General features: G+C 64.2%; 16 protein-coding genes. 7 read left to right on the forward strand and 9 right to left on the reverse strand.

From position 1 onward, the window contains the following. The first annotated feature begins 6 nt into the window (after positions 1 to 6). The 3 genes from HYR72_16970 (at position 7) to HYR72_16980 (ending at position 4,445) form a co-directional block, all read left to right on the forward strand. Entirely contained in the window at positions 7 to 2,190 is a 2,184-nt protein-coding gene (locus HYR72_16970) for a GAF domain-containing protein (GenBank protein ID MBI1816672.1), read from the forward strand. Positions 2,191 to 2,275: 85 nt separating this feature from the next. Continuing rightward, positions 2,276 to 3,367 carry a Zn-dependent alcohol dehydrogenase gene (locus HYR72_16975; GenBank protein MBI1816673.1) on the forward strand — a complete coding sequence of 364 codons (1,092 nt, stop codon included), beginning with the start codon at positions 2,276 to 2,278 and terminating at the stop codon, positions 3,365 to 3,367. A 193-nt stretch (positions 3,368 to 3,560) separates the two neighbouring features. Next, positions 3,561 to 4,445: a cupin domain-containing protein gene (locus HYR72_16980; protein MBI1816674.1), complete on the forward strand. Its 885-nt coding sequence runs from the start codon at positions 3,561 to 3,563 to the stop codon at positions 4,443 to 4,445. A 172-nt stretch (positions 4,446 to 4,617) separates the two neighbouring features. Here HYR72_16980 and HYR72_16985 read toward each other — a convergent pair whose 3' ends face one another. From HYR72_16985 to HYR72_17010, 6 genes are all read right to left on the reverse strand, one after another. After that, the gene (locus tag HYR72_16985) at positions 4,618 to 5,982 is read right to left on the reverse strand and encodes a hypothetical protein (protein ID MBI1816675.1); all 1,365 of its coding nucleotides are present in this window, start codon (positions 5,980 to 5,982) and stop codon (positions 4,618 to 4,620) included. An 85-nt stretch (positions 5,983 to 6,067) separates the two neighbouring features. Further along, positions 6,068 to 6,811 carry a class I SAM-dependent methyltransferase gene (locus tag HYR72_16990; GenBank protein MBI1816676.1) on the reverse strand — a complete coding sequence of 248 codons (744 nt, stop codon included), beginning with the start codon at positions 6,809 to 6,811 and terminating at the stop codon, positions 6,068 to 6,070. Between the two features lie 553 nt (positions 6,812 to 7,364). Next, positions 7,365 to 8,159 (reverse strand): alpha/beta hydrolase, encoded by a 795-nt coding sequence (locus HYR72_16995; protein ID MBI1816677.1) that lies wholly within the window; start codon positions 8,157 to 8,159, stop codon positions 7,365 to 7,367. Positions 8,160 to 8,190: 31 nt separating this feature from the next. Next, positions 8,191 to 9,360 (reverse strand): LLM class flavin-dependent oxidoreductase, encoded by a 1,170-nt coding sequence (locus tag HYR72_17000; protein MBI1816678.1) that lies wholly within the window; start codon positions 9,358 to 9,360, stop codon positions 8,191 to 8,193. A 282-nt stretch (positions 9,361 to 9,642) separates the two neighbouring features. After that, on the reverse strand, positions 9,643 to 12,924 hold the full coding sequence (locus HYR72_17005; protein ID MBI1816679.1) for a hypothetical protein: 3,282 nt from the start codon (positions 12,922 to 12,924) through the stop codon (positions 9,643 to 9,645). A 46-nt stretch (positions 12,925 to 12,970) separates the two neighbouring features. Further along, positions 12,971 to 14,134, reverse strand: coding sequence for an amidohydrolase family protein (locus tag HYR72_17010; GenBank protein MBI1816680.1), 1,164 nt, complete (start codon positions 14,132 to 14,134; stop codon positions 12,971 to 12,973). A gap of 125 nt (positions 14,135 to 14,259) precedes the next feature. Between HYR72_17010 and HYR72_17015 the strand changes: the two genes are divergently transcribed. Together HYR72_17015 and HYR72_17020 are read left to right on the forward strand one after the other, a co-directional pair. Then, complete coding sequence (locus HYR72_17015; protein MBI1816681.1) at positions 14,260 to 14,682, forward strand: HIT family protein; 423 nt, start codon at positions 14,260 to 14,262, stop codon at positions 14,680 to 14,682. A gap of 487 nt (positions 14,683 to 15,169) precedes the next feature. Beyond that, positions 15,170 to 16,492 (forward strand): beta-glucosidase, encoded by a 1,323-nt coding sequence (locus HYR72_17020; protein MBI1816682.1) that lies wholly within the window; start codon positions 15,170 to 15,172, stop codon positions 16,490 to 16,492. 29 nt (positions 16,493 to 16,521) lie between these two features. On the opposite strand, the gene thrH is transcribed toward HYR72_17020, so the two are convergent. The 3 genes from thrH to HYR72_17035 all read right to left on the reverse strand — a co-directional run bounded on the left by thrH (position 16,522) and on the right by HYR72_17035 (position 19,774). Further along, positions 16,522 to 17,127 carry a bifunctional phosphoserine phosphatase/homoserine phosphotransferase ThrH gene (thrH, locus tag HYR72_17025; protein ID MBI1816683.1) on the reverse strand — a complete coding sequence of 202 codons (606 nt, stop codon included), beginning with the start codon at positions 17,125 to 17,127 and terminating at the stop codon, positions 16,522 to 16,524. Positions 17,128 to 17,199: 72 nt separating this feature from the next. Beyond that, entirely contained in the window at positions 17,200 to 19,269 is a 2,070-nt protein-coding gene (locus HYR72_17030) for a VCBS repeat-containing protein (GenBank protein MBI1816684.1), read from the reverse strand. 136 nt (positions 19,270 to 19,405) lie between these two features. After that, on the reverse strand, positions 19,406 to 19,774 hold the full coding sequence (locus tag HYR72_17035; protein MBI1816685.1) for a hypothetical protein: 369 nt from the start codon (positions 19,772 to 19,774) through the stop codon (positions 19,406 to 19,408). Positions 19,775 to 20,075: 301 nt separating this feature from the next. Between HYR72_17035 and surE the strand changes: the two genes are divergently transcribed. Both surE and HYR72_17045 read left to right on the forward strand, forming a co-directional pair. Beyond that, positions 20,076 to 20,867, forward strand: coding sequence for a 5'/3'-nucleotidase SurE (gene surE, locus HYR72_17040; protein MBI1816686.1), 792 nt, complete (start codon positions 20,076 to 20,078; stop codon positions 20,865 to 20,867). Between the two features lie 595 nt (positions 20,868 to 21,462). Continuing rightward, positions 21,463 to 21,717, forward strand: coding sequence for a hypothetical protein (locus HYR72_17045; GenBank protein MBI1816687.1), 255 nt, complete (start codon positions 21,463 to 21,465; stop codon positions 21,715 to 21,717). The last annotated feature ends 674 nt before the right edge of the window (positions 21,718 to 22,391 follow it).

Consider the following 22,391-nt stretch of genomic DNA (forward strand, 5'->3'; position numbering starts at 1 on the left):
TCAATCATGAGTTCGCCGCGTCAGCGGTCAATTAAGACTGCAGCTCGCAAGACCCCAGCTCGCAAGACCGCAGCTCGCGGCACCGCGCCGAAGTGGCGGCGAACTGCGGAGCCGCACTTCGGTCCGTTGTTCGAGGAAGCGAACGACATCATCTTGCTGAACGATCGAGAGGGTAACATCGTGGCCGCCAACCGCGCTGCACGCGACTTCGGTGGCTACACCTTGGAGGAATTGCAGCGTGGCGTGCATGTGCGCGACGTGCTGACGCCAGCCGAGTTCGAGCTGGCGATGTTGCTGACGCACCGGGCGCTGGACGGTCTCGCGATTCCAGAAGTCTACGAGCGCGAAGCGGTGTTGAGGGATGGGCAACGCCGCACCCTCGAGCTGCGCAGCAATGTGCTGCAACAAGAAGGGCTGCCGCCGCTGCTCCAAACCATCGGCCGCGACATCACCGAGCGCAAAGAGGCGGCGGCGTTCCAAGCCAGCTTGCTGCAAGTGTCGGAAGCGCTGCTGAGCGCGCAGCGCCTCGACCAGCTCGGGAGTGTCATCTGCGAAGAAGCGCGCCGCGTCCTCGGTGCGGGCGGGGCCTATCTGTGGCTGCGCCGCGGGCAGAGCCTGTTCGGCTGCGCCGCGGCCGGTTTGGGCGAGCAGCAGTTTGTCGGTACCAGCTATGCCCTGGCGGATGACCCGTTGCTCCGCGCCGTCGAGCACGAGCGGGGCGTGCTGCTCATCAACGAGTTTCAGCGTAGCCCATATGTACGCTTTGGGTCGCGCTCCACCGAGGTGCAGTCGCTGTTGGCCATGCCGCTACGGCGCGGCCGCGGGATGCTCGGTCTGCTGGTGTGTGCCGACTACGAGAACCCACAGTCCTTTACGCCGGCGCTCGCGGATCGCGCCCAAATCTTCGGTGCCCAGGCGGCAGTGGCCATCGAGTCGGCGCTCGCGCGCGAACGCGAAGAGGAAGAAGGTCGCGTGTCGGCCGCACTGCTGCAAGTGGCGCGCGCCATCCGCGAGTCGTTGGAAGAAACCGAAGTGATCCCGCAAATCGCGCGCAGCGCGCGCGAAGTGATCGGCTGTGACTGGACCGCAGTGGCGCTTCTGGAAGCCGGCCGGGAGTGCTTCCGCGTCACCTCCACCGACGGGTGGCCGACGACGGTGGTCGAGGAGTTGAAGTCGCTGGAGTTCGGCCGCGGCAGTTTGGCCATGATTGACCAATTGTTGGCCGGGGTGACGGTGGAGATCCAAGAGCCGCGTGGCCGTGTCGGCCTGTACGAACGCTGGGGCATCGCGTCGCTGCTGGCTGTGCCGATGGTGCGCGCGGGCCGCGTGATCGGGGCGTTGGTGATGGGGTACCGCGAGCGCCGCGGGCCGTTCTCGGCGCATGAGCACCGCGTGGCTGGCGGGATCGCGGCTCAGGCTGCAGTGGCGGTCGACAACGCGCGACTGGTCGAAGCCTTGCGGCGAGCCAATGCACTGAAGTCGGAGTTCCTGGGCATGATGTCGCACGAACTGCGCACGCCGCTGAGTGCGATCCTCGGCTATGCGGATCTGATGCGCGATGGCGCGATGGGGACGGTGGGGCTGGAGCAGACGCAGGCGCTCGATCGGATGCTGCTCAACGGGCGCGGCTTACTCGAGCTGATCAACATGACGCTCGACGTCAATCGGCTGGAGTCGGGGCGCATCACGCTGGATGTGTCGGAGTTCACGTTGGCGGAAGTGCTGCACGAGCTGCGCAGCGAATTCGGCGCCGGCGCGGTGCGTGAAGGCGTCACGCTCGCGTGGCCGGACATCACACTGCTGCCTGCCCTGCACACCGATCGCGCCAAATTGAAGCTCGTACTGCGCAACGTCATCGACAACGCGCTCAAGTTTACACCGCAGGGGGCGGTCACGATCGCGGTCGGCAGCGATCCGGCGCGCGAACGAGTGAGCGTGACCGTACGCGATAGCGGTGTGGGGATTCCAGCCGACGCGTTGGAGCCGATCTTCGAGATGTTTCAGCAGCTCAACGGCGCGAGACCGAACGCGCGCGGCGGCGTCGGGCTCGGCCTCTACCTCGTCCGCCGCTACACCGAGCTGATGGGTGGCACGGTCGTGGTGGAGAGTGCGGTCGGCGTCGGGTCGACATTTGTCGTCGAGATTCCCAGTCGCCTGATGCGCCGGGACGGAGTCGACGCCGTGCGCTGAAGCCGCTTGACGCTGGCCGCGCCGCAACATACGTAGGCGCGCCGGCGCGCAACGCCGTTCACACTCATTCTTTCGGGAGGCAACGATGGTCAAAGGTGCAGTGCTGTACAATTTCTTCGAACCCCTCAAAGTCGACTCCGTTCAATTGAAAGCGCCGCGCCGCGACGAAGTCGTGGTAAAGATGGCCGCGAGCGGGGTGTGCCATTCCGATCTGTCGGTGCAGCAAGCGAAGCTACCGCTGCCGCCGCCGTGTATCTTGGGTCACGAGGGCGCGGGGATCATCGAAGAGGTGGGGAAGGACGTGCAGGATTTGCAGACGGGCGATCACGTCGTGCTGGCGTGGGTACAGAGCTGCGGCAAGTGCCACTACTGCATCGCCGGCCGCGGACATCTGTGCGAGCGCGGCACGCAGGCCGCGATTGCCGGCGAGGAATGCGTGTTCGAGAAGGACGGTGTCGGCATCTCGCGCATGGCCGGCGTCGCGTCATTCGCGGAGCGCACCGTTGTGCGTGCGTCGGCGGCGATCAAGATTCCGCACGACGTGCCGCTCGACAAGGCGTGCCTGGTCGGATGCGGGGTCATGACCGGGGTTGGCGCGGTCATCAACACGGCGCAAGTGCGGCCGGGCGAAACGGTGGCGGTCTTCGGCTGCGGCGGCGTCGGCCTCAACGTGATCCAAGGCGCGGTGCTGAGCGGCGCGTCGAAGATCATTGCCGTGGATTTGCTCGACTCGAAGCTCGCGCTCGCCAAGCAGTTCGGCGCGACCGATGTCGTCAACGCTCGGGACAACGACGCGCCCGACGCTATCCGCGCCTTGACCGACGGAATGGGAGTCGACTACGCGTTCGAAGTGATCGGGGCATCGCCGGTGATTCAGCAGGCGTTCCTGTCGATCAAGCGCGGCGGCAAGGCCGTGATCGTCGGCGTCCCGGGCTTCGGAACGGAAGTGAGCTTCATGGGCGCGTCGTTTGCGCTGGAAGAGAAGTCGGTGATCGGCTCGCTCTACGGCTCGGGAAATTTGCGCCGCGACATGCCGAAGCTGATCGAATTGTACATGCAAAAGAAGCTCAAGCTCGACGAGCTGATCTCGCGGCGCATCAAGCTCGAAGACATCAACAGCGCCTTCGAGGCGATGGAAAAGGGCGAAGTCGCCCGCAGCGTGATCATCTACAGCTGACGGCGCCCTTCGAGATGGCGCTTCGCGCCTCCTCAGGGTGAGCGGGAAAACGTTGTGGCAGATGGGGAGCACCGCTCATGCTGAGGAGCGCCGACAGGCGCGTCTCGAAGCATGCGGAGATGCCGCTTCCCTTTCCGTGGCGGTCCTCAGTCGCGATTGCCCGATTCCATGTACGCACGGTAGCGTGCGCGTCATGACGCGCCCGAGCTGTGCCGTGCACGTGTCGGACTTACTGGGAGAGCCGCGGCCGCGATGGACGCCGGCGCCGGGCATTGCCGCGACCGTGCGCAATCTTGGCGATGCGGTGGGGTTGACGCACATGGGCGTGCATCTGCGCACCGTGGAGCCGGGCAACGCCGGCACCAACCGCCACTTCCACGTGGTCGAAGAGGAATGGACCTACGTGTTGTCTGGATGCGGCGCGGTGCGCATCGGTCCGCATCGTTTGCCCGTGCGCGCTGGCAGCTTCGTCGGCTTTCCGCCCGGTCCGCGCCCACATCACTTCATCGCGGAGGGCACGGAGCCGCTCGTGCTGTTGGAAGGTGGCGAGCGCCGGCCGAGTGAAGATGCCGGCGCCTACGTCGATATCGACAAGCAATGGCGCGGCGGCAAGTTCGAACGCTGGACCGAGCAACTGCCGCCGGAGATCGGCGATCCGTCGCAGTTGCTGCACATCGATGATGTGGCGGATCGCAGTTTCCAGCACCCTGTCGATGCGCAGGCCCGACGAGTGATGCGCCGGTTGAATCAGTCGGCGGGGTTGCTGCGCCAAGCAATGGTGTGGACGCGAGTGCGACCGGGTGATCGCTCGACCGCGTTTCACACGCACGATCGGACCGACGAATGGATCTTCGCCCTCTCCGGTCGCGCGCGTGTACGGGTCGGCGACGAGCGTTTCGAAATCGGCCCGTACGACTTCGTCGGCCATCCCGCCGGCAGCCCGGCGCATGTGATGGAGCCGCTCGAACCGTTGACGTACCTGATGGGCGGCGAGATCAATCCCGACGACGCGGTCATCTATCCCGACGCGGGAGTGCGTCGGGTGCACGGAAAACTGGAACCGTTGGAGTCGGCCTAATCGCGGCCCCTCGCTTCGCGAACGCGGGCGGGCCGCCCGCGCTACCAGTTCAATGCGAAGGTTCCCTGATCCCGGTAGGGCGGGCGGCTCGCCCGCCTCCAACCTGAAACGCAAACGGGGCGATGAGCATTGCGCCCATCACCCCGTCATGTATCGTGACGCGGTCGCGTCTTTACGGGAAACGCGCGGTCATGTTGCCGGCGTCGTCGATCTGCGGGTTCGAACCCGCAAAGCTCACGACTTCCGCCGGACCGCCGGAGTAGGCGAACAACCCATTCGCCATACCAGCAACAGAGGCGCGAAAGACGGTCTTACCTAACGTGTTCACTGCTGGCGCCACAGTGCCGGTAATCGAAACCAACCCGGAACCTAGCGCCGAGTCGCCAGACGCTTGTCGAACTATGTGAGATGCTGCGCCGAAACCACCGCCGGCTGAGAAGAGCGCTTTCGGCGTCGAACCGCCCGAAACCTTCCCGAGCCAAGCGGCGCCAGTAGAGGACATCGCCAACGGGGTCGATCCCGCGAAGGCGGTGTAGGTGCCCCCGACGGCACCGTCCGGCACCAGCGCTCCCGCGGAGGCCACGAGCGAGATAAACGCACAGCTAAGGGGAGGGGAGAACTGGAGTGCCGTCTCCGTGGCGCTCGGGCCGCCCTTCGACTTCGCTCGGTGCAGCACGTACGGTCCCGCAGGGGCCCCGATGGCTATTTCCATTGAGTCCCCGAAGTCGTCATAGACGGCCCCGGCCCCCGGCCAAGTAGGCGCACAGGTCACGCTCCCCTCCATTACCGCCGTGGCGAAGGTTCCAGGGATGGAGAAGACAAACACACCCGTATCGCTACTGGTGGGGACTCCGCCCCCGATCACCTTACCTCGAAAAGCCAGGTCGATGGCTGCTCCGTCGAACGTCGCTGCCAAACGCAGCTTATCGGAAAAGTCCCCAAACGTAGACGCACCAGGAAACGGCGGCGGCGCTCCAGTCGTCGACTCCTGGGCGATCAGTGCAACGGGAAAGGGCACGAACCCTGGAAGGGCAAAGGTCGCATCGAACAGGGCCGTGTTAGTTGGCCCCGGCGGACCAATTTGCCCGCGAAAGAAGACATGCAGTACGCACGCCCCCGGGTTGATCGCAATCGCCGGATTCGGGTAGCCGCTTTTGAATTTTCCGTAGGTGCCGCCGGCCGGGGTCACCGCACCCTCGATGACGGCGTCGACGATCGTGTCCGACACTCCATCATAGAGGAAGATGCCGGTGCTTGGCGGCCCGGCGACATTGAACTCCGCCGAGAACGCCGCGACCGATACCGGTGGTGCACCGCACGTGAACGCCGGGAGAGAAGCCACTGGCGCCTTGATCGAACCCGCCGGGGATTTGAACTTCTGGCCGGCGAAGAAGCCGACCGCTCGGGTGTCGCCGCCTTGGTAGATGCCCACCCACTGCCCCGTACTCGCCGGGCGGTAGAGCAGTCCCGAGGCGCCCGCGATACTGGGCACCGCACCGAGCATCGCGATCATCCACACGAACATTCGCTGTCTCATCGCACCCTCCTGTTCTGATGTAGTTGGCTCCGCCTTGGAACCGCCGCGATGATACGGCTGCGAATTCATCGCCGTCAAGCGAATTTTAGACGGATCGACGCCCACCGAATACCGCAAGCTCGAAGACTTTGAAGTAGCAGTCCACGTCGGCGAACCCGATCTCCCGCAGCCACTGACACTGCTGCTCGACCGGCGCCAGAATATTCGCCGCCTTGTCAGGCCGCGCATAGAATTCCTCAGCCAATTGCGTGCGCGGCTTGTCGCTGCCTTGGCTGGTCTGAAACGCGTGAATGGAATCGATCATGAGTTCATCGGAGAGCGATTCGATCCACGGCGTACGCGACACGACGTGCTCGACGTTGATGAACATCCCACCCGGCAGCAGACGCTCGAAGATCTCGCCGTACAATTCGCGCTTGCGCTGATCAGTAAGATGATGGATCGCGTAGCGCGACACGACGAGATCGAACGGCGCATCGGCGGCGATCGAGCGAACCCAGTCGGGGTGAGCGAGATCGCCGATCACGAACTTCGGCGTAGGATCGTGACGGCCAAGCGTGGCGCGCGCCGCCTCGAACATCGGCTCGGAAAAATCCACCAGCGTCGCCCGCGCCTGCGGGTAGCCGCTCAGCAGCGCCTGCGCCACGGCGCCGCCGCCGCAGCCGAGGTCGACGAAGTTGCGGACCGGTTCACCACGCGCCTCGATCACCCGCAACGCGATCTCGAGTTGCGCTGCGCCGAACGGCACACCGCCGACCAACTTGTCGAGGTAGGTGCGCACCAACGTGGGATCTTGCCAGACAGTATCCTGCCGGTCCTGTCGCTGCATCGGCGTCCTCCGCAGCCGCACCATCGCCGCGAACTCCGGCGCGGTCAAGGCGAGCGTTCACACGAGAGTGGCGGGCACCGATGGTTGAGTCTGCGCAGCGCGAACGCGGGCGGGTCGCTGACGCTAGTGTTGCTTCTTACAAATGTCTGCGACATGGCCTCGACCAGATGTACCGTTCCCTGTAGGGGCGACGCATGCGTCGCCCGCGAATTGATGTGGTCCATCGCGGAGAAGACGGAGGGCGATGCATGCATCGCCCCTACGCCTCAGAGAAGCCGTTGTGACTGACATTTTCGAGACACGACACTAGCGCCCGTCACGCAGCAATTCCCTCTCCCGCATTGCTAGCGGGAGAGGGCGAGGGTGAGGGTTTCCGTCAGCGGGCCCGGCCCGCTTGGCCTTGCGGCGCAAGGCCCCGAGCACATGGTGCCCTCACCTCAATCCTCTCCCGCGTGTGATGCGGGAGAGGAAGTTTCCCTGGTTTCTACTTCTGACTGTGAGAACGTGCGTTCTTCTACGGGTTGCCAATCCCGTCGCGGGTGGGACGCCCGCGTTACTGTAGGAAGGATACGATCAACTCGTACAACTTGTCGGGCTGTTCTAGCGCGGGCAGATGTCCGCACTGATCGATCACCTTCAATTGCGCGTTCGGAATGCGCGCGGCGTAGCGCTCGCCGTGGGCGAGCGGAATCAGACCGTCTTGTTTACCCCACACCACCAGCGTCGGCGCGGTGATGCGATTGAGGCGGCGCTCGAGTTTCGGATTGTGGAAGTACGGATTCCACGCAAACTTCGCCAACGCCTCCATCGCCTTGAACTGCGGCAGCAGCACTTCCTCCGGCAACTGCGAGAAGTCGACCAGCATCCGCATCGCCATCGCCAGCGGTTGGTTCTGGTCGTAGAACATCAGCGTCGCCAGTTCCGGCGGTTCGGTGCCGAACATTTCGGCGATCGGCGCTTCGTCGAGGTGCAATCCCGCCGCATCGATCAACACCAACCGCTTCACCAACGCCGGGTAGCGATGCGCGATCTCGGCGGCGACCCACCCACCGAACGAGCTGCCGGCAACGTTCAACTGTCCAGCGCCGAGGCCGAGCGCGTTGATGACGTCGACGTAGTGGAAGACGATGTCGTCGATGCCATCGAATTGCTCGATACCGCCCGAGTTTCCGAATCCCGGGTGCGATGGGTGATAGACGGTGAACTGCTGCGCCAAGCGATCGAAGAGCGGCAACCAATCCGCATCGCCCGCGCCGCCGTGCAGATAGAGCAGCGGCGCCCCGGCGCCGGCGCGGCGCAGCTCGACCGGCACCCCGTACACATCCAGCATGACTGTCGTATGCGACATGATCTTGTCCTCAGAGAAGAAGGCAGAGCGCTTAGGCCGAGCGCGCGACGCGCGCCGGTTCGGCGATCCGCGCCGACGCCAACTTGCGCAATGCGGGCAGCACTTCGCGCGAGAACAAGTCCATGTTGCGCCGCGTCAGATCGGCGGGCAGCGTGCCGAGTTGCAGCAGCGCGAGGATGTTGCCGACGCCGAGCCACTCGATCATCTCGGTCATCTTGCGAATCACCGTCTGCGGGCTGCCGACGATGGCGTAGTCGCCTTCCTCCACTTGGTTCCAGTTGTCGAGGTAGAGCATGAAGTCGTTGCGCGAGGTGAGGATCTTCATCGCCGAGCGGGCGGAGGTGTATCCCGGCGGACTGATCTGAATCCCGGGCAGCAGCTTCTTTGCGAAGTACCAGAAGTGCGACTCGTACTCCTTGCGCGCTTGCTCGTCGGTGTCGGCGACGTAGATCGGGCACAGCCAGCCCATCTGTTTCGGATCGGCGGTGTAGCCTTCCTTGTCGCAGGCCTCGCGGAAGAAATCGAAATTGCGCTTGAACACGCGCTTGTGAAAATACGGGATGCCCATGTACGCGTAGCGGTGCTTGGCGACGAACTCCATGGTCTCGAGGCTGCCGGCGCCGGGAATCCAAATTGGCGGGTGCGGCTTCTGCAATGGCGTCGGCCACGGGTTGACGTAGCGCAGCTTGTAGTGCTTGCCGTTGAATTCGAATGGACCGGTGCGGGTCCACGCCTGCACGATCAGATCGTGCGCTTCGTAGAACCGTTCGCGTGCTTGCGCGGGATTGAGTCCATTGGAGTAGTACTCGGGACCGCCACCCACCACCATGCCGGCGATGAGACGGCCGCCCGAGATCACATCGATCATAGCGAACTCTTCGGCGACGCGCAGCGGTGGATTGTAGAGCGGCAGCGCGTTGCCGACCACGGCGATCTTACAACGCTTGGTCTGCCGCGCGAGGATCGAGGCGATCAGATTCGGCGACGGCATGTTGCCGTACGCGTTGGCGTGGTGCTCGTTGACGCACACGCCATCGAAGCCGAGTTCGTCGGCGTAGATCAGTTCATCGAGATAGCGATTGTAGACGGCTGTGCCGCGCTGCGCGTCGTAGTTGCTGTTCGGACACTTTACCCAAGCCGGCCCTTCGTAGTCGGCGGGCAAATGCGGCCACGGCATCAAGTGAAAGAAGAAGAATTCCATGCGCGCTCCTTTGGTCAGCCCCGGCCGGACTCGGCCAGCGCGGGTTGGTTTTGGCGCATCGAGAGATGTGAAGCAAGGCGATGGTAGCGCGAATGGCGGCAGCTCCCTGTAGGGGCGACGCATGCGTCGCCCGCGAATTGATGCGTCCGCTGCGGAGACACCGGAGGGCGATGCATGCATCGCCCCTACGCTTCGGAGAACCTCGAAAGGCTCACAGGGAGAGTGCACCCACGTGGCGCGCTCTACCCGCGCGCGCGATGCACACAGTTTCGAGACGCACCACTACTGAACGAGGCGCGTCGGTGTGCGCGTGGGGCGGCGGGTCGTGGTCGATGTCGGCGTTACGGTTCTGGTGCGAGTAACAGTGCGCGTGCGGGTGCGCGTCGGGCGCCGCGTGAAGGTCGCGGTCGGCGTCGGCGTGGGCGTCGCGGTTCGCGTGCGGGTCCACGTGCGCGTGGGCGTGCGAGTCGGTCGCCGGGTGGATGTCGCCGTCGGGCGAGTGATCGTGCGCGTCGGCGTCGCGGTCGGGCGCAACGTGCGGGTTGCTGTCGGTGTTGGCGTCGCAGTTGGTCTGCGTGTCGTGGTCGCCGCCGCTGAAATAGTCACGCTCGGTGCCGGTCCACCGCTGCCGACCGAGAAGCGGCGGGCGACGCGCGTGATGTTGCCTTGATTGTCCGCCACCGCGGCGAACAGGTGCGCGTCGGTTACTGCGGCGATCGGCTGCGTGAGTGCGATGGCGAAAATACCGTCGCCCACGGGCGTGGCGAGATCCGCAAGCTGACTGCCCGGCGCCCGGCCTTCGATCGCGATGTCCGCGGTCAACGACAGCGATGCCGTGTCGATGCCGCTGTCGGCGTCGGCAACGCCGATGCGAATCTCACTCAGCGGCGCCGCATTCGCGTTCGGTGGCGGCGAGCTGACGGCGAGAGTCGGTCGCAGGTCGTCGAGGAACCAACCGTAGTCGGAGCCGTACGTGTTGATCGGCGCGCCGAGATCGATCCAGCGCGCGAACAGCATCTTCTCATCGATCGTCAGTGGCGGCACACCGCTGCCCGGCGGCGGCATCATCGCACCGGTGAAATCGAGATCGGCCGCGTTCACGTCGGCACCGCTCGGCAGTGTCGCCGGATTCCCCGGCACCGACTCCGTCGGATGATCCGCATTCGTCCAGCCATCGAGCCGTTGGCCGAAGAGCTTCCACATCAGCAGGCTGCGCCGGCTTTGGAAGCCGCGGATGTAGCGGCTCGCGTTGGTTTGCCGCCACGCGAAGATCAGCGGTGGATAGCCCCACCGGCCATCTTGATCATTGGCCAAGCGCGCGTAGTCGCCCGGCAGGTCGTTGCTGTAGAGCGCATGGTCATCGAGCACGAGATTGCCCGGCGGACTCGCACTCGTGCGGGTGTGACACGACACGCAACTGCGCTGCAGGATCGGACGGATATCGCGGAAGAATTCCACAGTCACCGGCGCGCTCGCCGCGCGCAGCGCGGGGTTACCGCTGGAGTCCTTGGTCAACAGCGGCGTGCTGTGGACGAGATCGACGACCTGATACTCGGGGCGGTGCGCAAACGTGCTGTCGAAGTCGAGCGGCTGCTGACTATGCGCGTGACAGCCGCCGCAATCGTAGCGCGCCTCACCGGGCCGCACCTGGTGCCACGTCTGCGCCATGGTGAGCACCATGCCGTTGCGGTCGAGCATCTGAAACGTAAACGGCGTGTCGGCGGGAATCTTCGCGAGGAAGCTGGTGTCGGGATTGCCCTCGGGATCGAGAATCGGATTGCCCGACGCGTCGAACTTCCGCAGCGGGATCTCGCCGAGAATGCGCATGCGCTCCATGGCGTGACTGAAGAACAGCTCGCCACCACTCGGGCCACCGTTGGGTCCGTAGCTGCGATGCGTGTCCGGCTCCATCGCCACGATGCGCACCGCCCAGATGTCGGTGTTGCTGTACTTGCCGGCGTCGCTGCCTTGCACGCCCCAGTTGCTGCTCTGACCGTTTTCCGCCGTGTTGAACGCGTCGAGGCCGTCGAACGTGTTCGACCACGGCACGACGAAGCCGGGAAAGCTCTCGCGCTTGTAGAAGCTGCTGGTTCCAATCAGACCGTACGGCGTGCCGGCCGGCAGCTCGACGTGCTCGCTGCCGTCGTTCGGCAACCACGGCAACTGATCCGGTTCGTCGACACCGTGCACGGCGCGATACGACACCACCGCGCGCGGCCACGCCTCGTTGTAGTTGGGATCGTTCTTGATCAACACGAGATCGCCCGGGCTGTTGACGATGTTGCCGCCGGGGATGAGGTACAGACCGGCGTCGTTGTACGGCAACGGCGACGGGCGATCGAGGTTGTTGGCCGGGCCGCGCGTCCACACTACGAGCAGGTCATTGTTCGGCGCCGCCGACGGATGGGTGAACTTGCCGACGCGAACGCCGTTGCTACCGATGGGCGCGGCTTCATCTTGCCCGTGCGTGAACGGCACGATCGAGTACAAGCCCCACGGCGTGAACGGCATCTGAAACGGATAGAGAAAGCCGCCGCCGACGGTTTGATCGATGGCCGGGTTCTGATCGACGAACGCCGGATAGAATCCCGGCACGCCCGCCGGCGAGTGCAGCGGTCGGCGATAGAGCGCGCCGAAGCCGTTGTCGTTGAGGTTGTAGTAGTCGAGCACGACCAGATCGTCGTCCGACAACTGGGTGGCAAAGTGAAACGCTTGGCCTTCGTGAAAGGCGCTCATGATCGGGCCCCAGTTGCGGCCGTCGGGGTTGATCGCCCAGATGCCCCACATGCGGGTATCGCGCAGGCCTTGCGTTTCCATTGTGCTGAACATCAACCGGCCATCGCGCAACGGCACCGGGTGCAGCGTGCTGCCGATGTTCATCGGCGCGATCTGCGTCACGTTCGATCCGTCTTCATCCATCACGAACAGTTGAAGTGTCGGATTCGTCAGCCCGCGCGGCGGGACGAATCCGTTGCGGTTGCTGGTGAAGACAATCTTGCCGCCGGCGAGCGGCGCCGCGCCGAGGTTCAATATCCCGTAGCCAAGGTAGTCGAACCCTGACGGCGGATTGACCGGATTCGATTCATCCCAGTGCCCGCTGCCGGTGTTGGGGGTGAACTCGCCGTGCGTGAGCTGTTGAATCTCGCGTGTCGCCAAATTGATGCGAAAGATATCGGCGCCTTGGTACGGCAGCCCGCGTTGATTGTTGTAGGCTTGCGGGCGCACATCATAGAAGTAGCTGTAGTAGACCCACTGCGCGTCGAACGAGACGAACGGATCGGTCACCGCGCCGACACCGCCGGCTACCAGCACCTCTTCGCTGCCATCAGGGTGCAGCAGCATCAGGTCGGCGCCCGGATCGATGCTCGCCGGATGCGCGACCTCGGGCCAGGTGGTGTTGCTGTTGTCGCCGAAGCGCGGCTGGCGAACGTAGACGACGTCGTACGGCAGCGCTGCACGCGCCACAGCAGGCAGCACAACAACCGCAAGCGTCAGCGTGACGAAACTGGCGACCGCGGCAAAACGCGCACGCGAGAAGAACGTCTTTGCTACATCTCGCGACATCGGCACGAACACTGTGCAACGCCGATGCCAGCGATCGTGCCGAGCGCTACGTCGCCAGCCCCGCGCCCATCAGGTCGACGAAGTTGTCGGCGTAGAAGCGCTGCTTGGCGCGCGCGCCGATGTTCGGCATGCTGTCTTCGAAACGCTTGAGCGGATGGCGGCCGCCTTCGACGTGCGGCCAGTCGGAGGAGAAGAGGCACACATCCTCGCCGACCTGTTCGATGATCCAGCCGACCGGGTCGGTCGGGTACGGCGTCACGCGCATCTGCCGCTGCACGTATTCGCTCGGCCGCAGCTTGAGCAGCCGCAGCCGCTCTTCCGACTTGTGGAAGGCTTCCATCGCCGTGTCGAGTTGGCGCATCCAGCTTGGCAACCACACAGCACCTTGCTCAATCACCCCGACCTTGAGCGTCGGGAAGTGATCGAAGACGCGATCGAAGATCATCGTCGCCAACGTCTGCATCGGCGGAAACGGAATCGCCATGAAGTCGACCGAGCGAAAATTCTCCGCGCCGCCGTGGAAGTCGGTGACCAGTGGAAGGCCATTGTTGAAGTAGTTCGGGTCCAGCAATTGCCCACCACCACCGACGTGGAAGACGATCGGGATCTTCGCTTCCTGCGCGACAGCCCACAGCGGAAACAAGCCGACGTGGCTCGGCGAGTGCCCCTTCGGACATGCCGATGGAATCAGCAGCGCCTTGCAGCCCGTCGCGATCGCCTCGCTCGCCATCGCCTTCGCCAGTTCAAAGTCGGCCAGCGGCACGTAGCCGACCGCCAGCAGCCGGTTGTCGACCGAACAGAAATCGACGATCGCGCGGTTGTGCGCCCGCGCCAGGCCGTAGGCGAACGTCGGATCGTCCTTGTGCTCGGAGTCGACGAAGTATTTGTTCATGAACGTGTTGAACACGAGCTGACTGGAGAAGCCGAGGAGATCGAGCGCGCGCGGCCGATCTTCTTTGATGAACGAACCCAGTGCGCTCCAGTTCTTGCGCAACATGATCTCGGCTTCCATTTGCGGGCGCTCCATCGGATCGCGGTGCTGTCGCCGCAACTTGTCGATCAGTTGATCCTCGCCCGGCTTCACCGTGCTGACGTAGAGCGGCCGCAGCCGTTCGCGGATACCAGGATCGGCGTACGGCACCACCCAATCCGGCGTCTCCATCACATGCGAGTCAGCGTCATGGAACACCCGGCCTTCAGCGTATGGCATTCGTTCGTCTCCCTCTTGCTTGCCAGACAGTAAACCCGAGCCATATCGGATCGCAAGTCCGCGGCCCCGCGCCGCGATGCCACGAGCGATTGCCGAGCCCGCCACGTCGTTGCTATACGCGGCGCATGGCGACCCTCTTCACGAAGATCATCAACGGCGAACTACCCGGCCGCTTCGTCTGGCGCGACGACCGCTGCGTGGCGTTTCTCTCGATCCGCCCACTCAAGCCGGGGCACACACTGGTGGTGCCGATCGCAGAGGTCGATCACTGGCTCGATCTGGAGCCCGCGCTGTTGCAGCACCTCACGTCGGTGGCGCAGTCCATCGGCAAAGCCATTCAGCGCGGCTTCAATCCGCTGAAAGTCGGCGTCATGCTCGCCGGAATCGAAGTGCCGCACGTCCACTTCCATCTGATTCCGATCGAAGCTGTGCACGACCTCGACTTCGCGAACCAAGACCCCAACCCCAATCCCGCCGATCTCGACCGCGCCGCCGAGACCATCCGCCGCGAGTTGCGGGCGCTCGGGTTCATAGAAGCGGCGGACTGAGGTCTCCGGGAACGGAATTCAACGTAGAGTCGCAAAGGCGCTGAGCCGCGGAGGGGGCTGTCGGATCGCCCTGCGCCTCCGCGTCCCGGCGCCCCTGCGTTGCCTTCTTGATCCGCGTCCATCCGCGTTCATCGGCGGTTTCACATTCTCGTGGCGCCTTGGCGTTCACTCCGTGTTGGTGTTTTCGCCGACATCACTCATCGGCACCGCATCGGTAGTTAGCGAGCTCGCCGCGGCGAGTGGTCATCCGGTGGTGGTGGCGGTCCGCCGCCTCCTCCGGCGTGCGACGGCCGTGCGCAGGTGAGCGGCGTCAGACTCAGGCCGAAGATCACGATGAACACGATCACGTGCCCGCGCCGAATGCGCCTGAACATCCCGATGCGCACGCGTCCCGGGACGCGATCGAGGACGAGCAGGCCCCAGCCTCTCACTCCTTGACCGCTCCGGCCGAATCCGGTCTCTTGCCGCGCACGGAAGGATCACGTTGATGCAGAAATTTCCCGACGGCTTTCTCTGGGGTACGGCGACGGCGGCGTATCAGATCGAGGGTGGCCACAATGCCGACGGCAAGGGGCCGTCGATTTGGGACAGCTTCAGCCACCTCCCCGGCAAGATTCACCACGACGAGAACGGCGACGTCGCCTGCGATCACTACCATCGCTATCGCGACGATGTCGCGTTGATGGCCGAGCTGGGATTGAACGCGTACCGCTTTTCGATGTCGTGGCCGCGGGTGATTCCGAACGGAACCGGCACGCCGAATCAGAAGGGACTCGATTTCTACAGCCATCTCGTCGATGCCCTGCTGGAGCGCCGCATCCGCCCGTTCATCACGCTCTATCACTGGGATCTGCCGCAAGGGTTGGAAGATCGCGGCGGCTGGGGCTCGCGCGACACCGCGACGGCGTTCGGCGAGTACGCGGCGGTGATGGGTCGCACGCTCGGCGATCGCGTGAAAGATTGGATCACGCTCAACGAGCCGTTGGCCGCGACGGTTGCGGGTCACCTGTTCGGCATACACGCGCCAGGGAAGACCGACCCTGCACTCAGCTTTCAGGTATCGCATCATTTGAATCTGGCGCACGGTCACGCCGTGCGCGCGCTGCGTTCGACCGTCACCAACTCCAACGTCGGGATCACCGAGGTGTCGATGCCGACGTATCCCGCCACGGACTCGGAAGCGGATCGCGCCGCCGCGCATCGCTTCGATGGCTTTACCAACCGCTGGTACTGGGACCCGGTGCTGAAGGGTTCCTATCCCGCCGACATCTTGGAACGCCTCGGCCCGCTGGCGCCGAAGATCGAGTCGGGGGATCTGGCGATCGTCTCGCCGCCGATTGATTTCTTCGGACACAACAGTTACTCGCGCGCGATCATCAAGGACGCGCCCGACGCGCCCGTGCTCGGCAGCGCACAGGTGAAGGCCGCAGGCCGGCCGCACACTGAAATGGATTGGGAAGTGTATCCCGATCATCTCTACGACGCGCTCACCCGCATCACTCGCGACTACAACGCGCCGGTGATTTACATCACGGAGAACGGCGCCGCGTACAACGACGAACTGGTCAATGGCGCGGTCGATGATCCCCAACGCGTCGACTACCTCCGCCAACATCTGGACGCGGCGCAGCGCGCGATCGCGGCGGGCGTCAAGTTGCGCGGCTACTTCTGTTGGTCGTTCCTCGACAACTTCGAGTGGAGCTTCGGCTACTCGAAGCGCTTCGGCATTGTGTACGTGGACTACCCGACGCAGCGGCGCGTCGTCAAAGCTAGCGGCCGATTCTTCAGCGAGTGCGCACGGGGGAAGTAGGCAGGAGGCAGAGGGCAGTAGGCAGTGCACTACCGGCCGGCAGCCTTTGCAAATGCGGCGCGCAGCTCGTCGTAGGTGTTGGTGACCGGGAACTGCGGGAACTCGCGGATCACGTTGTCGGGGGGGCGGAATAGAATCCCGGCATCGGCTTCAGCCAGCATGCTGGTGTCGTTGTACGAATCGCCAGCGGCAATGACGTCGAAGTTGAGCAGCTTGAAGGTCATGACCGCTTTGCGTTTGCCGTCGCGGATGCGGATGCGGTAGTCGCGGATCTTGCCGTCGCTGTCGACGACGAGCGAGTTGCAAAACAGCGTCGGGTACCCGAGCTGGGCCATCAGGGGCTTGGCGAACTCGTCGAAGGTGTCGGACAGGATGATCACCTGGAAGCGCTCGCGCAACCAGTCGAGAAACTCGGCGGCGCCGTCGAGCGGGCGCATCGCCCCGATCACGTTTTGGATGTCAGACAACCGGAGTTGGTGTTGGTCGAGGATCGCTAGCCGGTGCCGCATGAGCTTGTCGTAGTCCGGCTCGTCGCGGGTCGTGATGCGCAGCTCGGTGATGCCGGTGCGCTCGGCGACGTTGATCCAAATCTCTGGAATCAGAACGCCTTCAAGATCGAGACATGCCAACATCACTTTCTCGCTTCTCTTGGTGACGGCGTAAACCTCATCGGCCGGCGAAGTGCAACCGTCGGGCGTGCGTGGCTCTCAGAACGGAACGTCCCAGGAGTCGCCCGGGCGAATACCGCGCGGAATCCCCCACAGGTCTCGCGTTGGTGCCGGCGCGGCCGGCGCCCGACGGGCCGGCGGCCCGCCCTTGGTGCTGGTGTTGAGCAGAATCGATACGGTGCGCGAGCCACGATTGACCACCGCGAGGTCGGGGCGGCCGTCGTTGTTGAAGTCACCCGCAGCTACGCTGGCCGGATGCAGACCAACGGGGAATGTGATCGGTTCGCTGAAGCTGTTCGGTCCGACGCCAAGTAGGATGGCGACCTGATCATCGCCCTCGCGCGCGACCACGAGGTCGAGCTGGCCATCGCCGTCGAAGTCGTCCGACACCAGCGGCTGCACGCTCGTGCCCAAGCTGCCTGTGACAGCGCTGGCCAAACCGTGCGGCGTGCCGTGAAGCACCGCGACGGTATCGCTGTGGCCGTTGCCGGCGATCAGATCGACGCGTCCATCCCGGTTGAGATCGCCGGTGAGCAGAAACGTCGGCCGCAAACTGAGCGCGTAGTTGGTGCTGGTCGGGAAGCGCCCGTGGCCGTCGCCGAACAGCACGGTGACGCTGTCGGCAAGCGAGTTGGCGACGGCGAGGTCGAGATGGTCGTCGCCGTTGAAGTCACCCGACGCCAACGCCGTGGGCGCGGCGCCAACGGCGACGAGGAACGGTTGGGCGAACCCGCCGCGGCCATCGCCGGCGAGGATCGCGACGTCGTCGCTGGCGGAGTCGGCGACCGCCAGATCCGGATGATGGTCTTCGTCGAAGTCGGCGACCAGCAGGGCGCGCGGCTGGCGGCCAACGAGATACTTCTTTCCGCTGCGAAATGCACCGCGGCCGTCGCCGGCGAACACGGCCACGCTGTTGGTGTTCTCGCTGACGACCGCGAGATCAGACAAATGGTCGCCGTCGAAGTCGCCGACCGCGACCGCGATCGGATCTTCGCCAGCGGCGAGAGTCGGCGAGCCGAGGAAGTTACCGGCGCCATCGCCGAGCAGCACCGTGACGGAATCGCCGAGGTGATTCGCCACGACCAGATCGAGGTTGTTGTCGCCGTTCAGATCGTCAGCCAGCAACGCGACCGGTTGGCGGCCCAGACTGTACGCGCCGCCGGCGCGAAACGTGCCGTCGCCGTTGCCGAAGAACACCCCGATGGTGACCGACTGGTCGTCGATGATGGCGACATCCAACTTGCCGTCGTGGTCGAAGTCGCCGAGTGCCGCGGCGCGCAAGCTCCGTCCGCTGGCGAACGGGGCGCCGGGGCGAAAGTTCCCGCCGTCACCGTTGGCGAACACCGTCGCGCCCCTGGCATCGAGGACGATGAGATCGGGACGCAAGTCGCCGGTGACGTCGCCGATCACGAGCGCGCGCGGATTGATGCCGCCGTTGAGCGTCGCGCCGGACTTGAAACCCCCAGAACCGTCGCCGTGCAGAATGAGGATGGTGCCGGCGGTCTCATCGGGAATCGCGAGATCGAGGTGCCCATTGCCGGTGAGGTCGCCGCTGGCCAGGGTGGTGGCATACTGGATATCGATCGGCGGACCCGCGGAGAAGTTTCCATGCCCATCGCCGAGCAGGACGCTGATCCCGCCGTCGTGCGCCACCAACAAGTCGAGCGCGTCATCCAGATTGATCGGGGCGACCAGCAGCGCGCGCGGTCTGGGCCCGACTGGGACCGAGCGGCTCGGCGCCGCGAAGCCACCCGCGCCGTCGCTGCTGACAATGGCGATCGCGCCCGCAAGCTCTTCGGGATAGACGATGTCGAGTTTGCCGTCGCCGTCGAAATCGGCCGTGGCGATCGCTTTGAGAAAGCCGCCTTTGCGAATGGTGTGCGGCGAAGAGAATCCGCCCGTACCGGTACCAAGCAGCAAGGAGATGCCACGGTCGCCGGCGACGAGGAGATCAGGCACGCCATCGCCATTGAGCCGCCCGATTGCGAGCGCGGTCGGGGCCGGTCCCGCCGGATAGTCGACGCGCGTTTGAAAGGACACTGTTGCCGAGGTGACGGGCGCGGACAGCGCGACGCAAAGCCCGATCGTGACGGCGCCGCTCAGCCGCATGCGATGTGGCTACCAGATCAACTAGCGAGCGTCTAGCTTGAGTTCCATCGACTGTTCGTGGCTGTACGGGGCGTGCACGAAAATGGAGCGATCTCCCCGCTACGTCATTGCGGCGAAAGGCGTGAATCCAGTCTGCTTACGCGCGTCGCTTACCCGCACACATGCGACTACCCATGCGGACATTGGGACGGGCACGTGGCAGCGCGTCCTTGGCGGACACCCGTTCGCTCCGCATCTTGAGCAACACGCGTCGCACGGCTTCGGGATTGAGGCTCAGGGTCTCGCACACGACGACGAACGAGAAGGGCGAGCGCCGTCCGGCGGAGTGCACCCACTGCTCGGCTTCGTGCGCGATATGCTTCGCGTTGCCGAGGTAGCTGCGGATGCCGTCCTCCAGCACTGCCACCATCAACGCCTTGGTGCCGGTGAACTCCGCTTGGCGCGGCTCGCCGCCGGCGAGGGCATGGATGTCATTGAAGTCCAGATCGAGTTCGAGTGCGTTCACGTTTGAGTCCGCCCGCTCCCGTGCAGTCCGTTGTGACCGGGACATAGTTCTAATGATCCTTACTGTCTCCGAGCTTGCACGGGTAACCGGAGACGGCACCACTTCTGGACGAATACAGAGCAAGTGACGTGCCCTGCGAAGGAAGACCGGCGCGGTCGTGTAAGTGGGGCCAGGGTCTCTGGCGAAAACGCAACTAGCTCGCGATTGCGCCGCAGCGATGCCGGCGCGATGACGCCTTTCGGCCGCGGCGGCGAGATGCTAACGAACCGCCGAGATCGACGAACCGTGCGATGAGTGAAAGGTGCTGATGCCGAGCATCCTGCTGACAAACGATGACGGGGTGGATTCCCCGACGCTACCGCCGCTGGCGCGCGCGCTCGCCGGTCTGGCTGATGTGCGAACTGTCGTGCCGAACACCGAACGCAGTTGGATTGCGAAGGCGATCACACGCTTCGAGCCCTTGCGCCACCATCGGGCGGAGCGCGCTGGGATCGCGATCGAAACCGTAAGTGGCACGCCGGCCGACTGCGTGAGCCTCGCGGTGCATACGATCGACCCGCAACGGCCCGATCTGGTGGTGTCGGGCATCAATCTGGGGCTCAACTACGGGCTCGCGTTCTTGCTGTCGAGCGGCACCATTGGCGCGGCGATCGAGGCATGCCTGGCGGGCTTGCGAGCCGTCGCCATCTCGATGGCGATTCCTGCCGACGCCTACGGGTTGAGTGGCGCCCATCGCGCCGAGTTGCTGGGCGAACGAGTCGACACGGTCGCGGAGATTGCGGCCGACATCGTCGCGGATCTCATCGGCGAGGAGTTTCCCGCGGGCGTGGATCTCTTCTCAGTCAATCTTCCGGCCGAGGCGACGGTGCGCACCGCTCGCGTCGTGACCTCGGTGACGCGCTGCCGCTACGGCCGCATCTTCGTCCCGGGTCCGGAGAGCGACTACCTCCATCGCTTCAGCGCCCTCGAAGCAATCGCCGACGGCGGCGACATGGCGGTGGTGGATAGTGGCAAGGTGGCGATCACGCCGCTGTGTTTGGATCCGTCGACGACGATCCCGGCGCTGTTGCGAGCCCGGTTGGAACGAAGCTGACGCGCTTCGATTCAAATTCCGAAAGCCTTTGACCCATGCGCGCCCTCTCTTAGGGGGGCAATTCGCGAACTACAAGGTACCGAGAACTCAAGCGAGCCGATGGCGGCGCGATAGCCACGCCAGCGTTCGATGCCCCGCGCGCGTGGTCAGCAATCGCCGGGGCGTTTTCGGGCAGCGTCGTCGCCAGACGGTCATGATATTCGGATCGTGCAAAAGTTGCTCGGCCATCGCGATGTCACCAGACGGCACGTCTTGAGTAGCGAGGGATCGATCGACCCGCACGTGCTCAATCGCCGCGCGCATCGCGTACTGACCCCAACCGATCGGCTCTAGTCATTGGATGACGGGCGGACCCTGTGTGATTGGCTGTGACCCTCTCTCATCGAGGCTGGTGATAGAGGCCGCGAAACCCTTGCGAGAGTTGCACACTCGGCGCTATACGAGTCAGCCGTTGCAAGCAGCCGAACGACTAGGGAAACAGCTACGATGGGATTCGTGAGATCGCTGCGTGATAGGCTGACAACGTCTTGCAAGCTATCACGCGGCCCAGCGGACAGCCGAAGTACGTAAGCAGCTAGTTGAACTGACGGTCTCGATGAGAACCTTGGTCATCGCAAGTCTGGTTCTGACGACGATTTCGATGGGCTGTTCAGCGCCGCGGTACGTTCGCTTCAAGGAAGACACGATCGTACCCCAGGACGGATTCTTCGCGGACGGACATTGGTGGCGCGGACGCGTAGAGCGTGGATCGATCTGCAAGGAGAGCTTTCGTAAGGGCGCCGCCGTGTTCATTGAATGTCCGCTGGTCATTCACGAGGATCGCGTCGAGGAAGCGAAGAAGCCGCAGTGACACATCCTGTCCACTTTGGCCAGCCCAACAGGCCGCTGAAGCTGGCGGCCTCGGGGTTCAACGCCGCGGGAAGTCTTGACCCCACATGGATCGTCGTAGCGTCGTAAGCGGTCGCAGCTTAGCGGCCGTGCTTTAGGCCGCAACAGAACTCGCAATGGAGGTCGCCAGGTGTCGCTTGTAGTCTCAGTCTATACACGCGAGGGAATCGTGATGGCGGCAGACAGCCGCCTGACTTTGACATATCCCCGCACGGTGCCAGGTCAGCCACCGCACACCGTTTCGGTAACCTCCTCGGACAGCGCTAGAAAATTGTTCCTTACATCCAACCGGATTGGGATATCAACCTTCGGTGTGGCACCCGTCAACGGTGCTCCAATCGGCGGGGTGATCGAATCGTTCATCGTAGAGAAGCTGAGGGAGCAAGGCCTTCCGCCGAAGGAGACCACAGAGGCTCTTCTGGCATACTTCACAAGCATCGGTGTGTCGCAGGCCTCAAGCTTTCATGTCGCCGGATACCGACCCGTCGGTACAACGTTCGACTCGTGTCGGTTCCGGAAACTCTGGCCGTAAGAATTCCGGAAATTCTGGCCGGTCTTCGAAAGGAGACCGGAAATGAGGACAGGGACGCTCGAGGGTATTGAGAACAGTGGTCTACGCTCCGAGAGAGCGGCAGA

It is taken from the genome of Deltaproteobacteria bacterium (genome assembly GCA_016178705.1).
Classification (GTDB): domain Bacteria; phylum Desulfobacterota; class Binatia; order HRBIN30; family JACQVA1; genus JACOST01.